We start from the raw sequence: 280 nt of genomic DNA, 5'->3' as shown, positions 1-280 counted from the left end.
CGCTGCGCGCGCCGAGCAGGTGGCGGTAGGCGAGGGCTGCATCGATCTGGCCGCGCTGGCCGCGCACCTCATGGATACGCGCATCGAACGGGCTGCGGGAGCCCAGCGCCGCTTCCAACGTCAGGCTGCCCGCCACGGTCGCGGCGGCGAACAGGTCTTCCGCGTCGAACAGGCCGCGCAGCGCGAAGGCGGCGGAGACCTGGGTGCCGTTCAGCAGCGCCAGGCCCTCTTTCGCCGCCAGCGTCAGCGGTTTCAGACCGGCCTTGGCCAGCGCTTCGGT

The 280-nt window shown here is 72.5% G+C and carries 1 protein-coding gene; it reads right to left on the bottom strand.

The window, feature by feature from the left end; translation table 11 throughout:
- The coding region (locus ACVHXK_RS18810; RefSeq protein ID WP_461207937.1) for an aromatic amino acid lyase at positions 1 to 280 on the bottom strand (280 nt) is incomplete at both ends.

This window comes from Clostridium sp. DL1XJH146, assembly GCF_054819755.1.
This window is presented reverse-complemented; position numbering and strand designations above follow the sequence as displayed.